Origin of the sequence: Sporomusa sp. GT1 (assembly GCF_014634905.1) — a bacterium.
In the GTDB taxonomy this organism is placed as follows: domain Bacteria; phylum Bacillota; class Negativicutes; order Sporomusales; family Sporomusaceae; genus Sporomusa; species Sporomusa sphaeroides.
The window spans coordinates 1-1,501 of sequence record NZ_BMBX01000067.1 but is presented as its reverse complement, the minus strand read 5'-3'; the positions used below and the strand labels follow the sequence as shown (position 1 = coordinate 1,501).

Below are 1,501 nucleotides of genomic sequence, written 5' to 3'. Positions count from 1 at the left end.
GAGGGCACAGAAAATTTTGTGTAAATAAGTTTGAAACATCTTCCTTACTGGCAAGAATAGGAATAAACCTATTTGAGTCGGAAAGGAAGATGTTTTTATGAAAACAATACCCAAGGAAGTCATTAGAGATTTGATCAAAGATGAAAAGTTCAACAATACCGCGGAAGTTATGAATGCAATTAAAGAGATGTTCCGAGACGTGCTCCAAGAAATAATGGAAGCAGAATTAGAAACAGAATTAGGCTACGAAAAACAGGAACGACGGTCGGAAAATGTCAACCCAGCTGTGTCGAAAAATTATCGAAACGGCTACTCAAAAAAGAAAGTAAAAACGCAACTTGGTGAAGTAGAGATTGCAATTCCCCGTGATCGAAACGGCGGGTACGAACCTCAAATTATCGGCAAATACAGCCGGAATGCTGATGGCATGGAAGAAAAAATATTATCGCTCTATGCTGCAGGACTTAGCATTCGAGATGTATCAGACCAAATAAAAAGCCTGTACGATGTAGAAATTTCGCCAGAGCTGGTAAGTAAAATCAGTGAAAAAATCATGCCTCAACTTACTGAATGGCAAAACCGGCCCTTGGAAGCAGTATATCCTTTCATATTCTTGGATGCGATACACTACAAAATTCGCGAAAACCATCAGATCATTACTAAGGCAGCTTATGTTGTATTGGGCGTAAACCTGGACGGTTATAAAGAAATTTTAGGTATATGGATTGGTGAAAACGAAAGCAGCAAATTCTGGCTTAGTGTCTTAAATGAGCTGAAAAGCCGCGGCATACAAGATGTTTATCTATTCTGTGTTGATGGGCTAAGTGGCTTTAGGGAAGCCATTGGTGCCGCCTATCCTAAAGCCGGGATACAGCGCTGTATTATTCACCAAATTCGTGCGAGTATGCGGTATGTAAACTACAAACATGCAAAAGCCTTTACGGCTGATTTAAAAGAAGTCTACACATCCGTGACAGAAGAAGCCGCACTGGAAAAGCTAATGATCTTTAAAGAAAAGTGGGGACAAAAATATCCGGCTGCCATAAAAAGCTGGGAAGACAACTGGGATATTTTATCTACCTTTTATGCATATCCCCCCAGTATTAGGAAAATAATATATACAACAAATATTATAGAAGGATTGCATCGGCAATTTCGAAAAGTAACCAAGACCAAAGCCGTATTTCCTAATGATGATGCTTTACGCAAAATGTTATACTTAGCATCGAATAATATTGTAAAAAAATGGACTCAGCGTTACCGGGATTGGGATATGGTTTTGAACCATTTGGCCTTACTTTTTGAGGATCGATACGTAGGATAATTGCCCCTTTAAAGTACGATTCCCCAGCCGAGACAGAAGCATTCACGCTAACGCGTGCATACTTCCGTCTCGCCCAGGAAACTGATTTATCAAGGGACAATGAACAAATATGTTTTTACAAAGCCACTATTTCTTGCCATGAGGAATTTCAAATTACACAAAATTATCCGCAGACCC

The 1,501-nt window shown here is 39.6% G+C and carries 1 protein-coding gene; it reads left to right on the top strand.

Features of this window, described 5'->3' with window-relative positions; genetic code table 11:
* The first annotated feature begins 97 nt into the window (after positions 1-97).
* Entirely contained in the window at positions 98-1,324 is a 1,227-nt protein-coding gene (locus GT1_RS21835; RefSeq protein ID WP_188400490.1) for an IS256 family transposase, read from the top strand.
* Positions 1,325-1,501 lie beyond the last annotated feature (177 nt).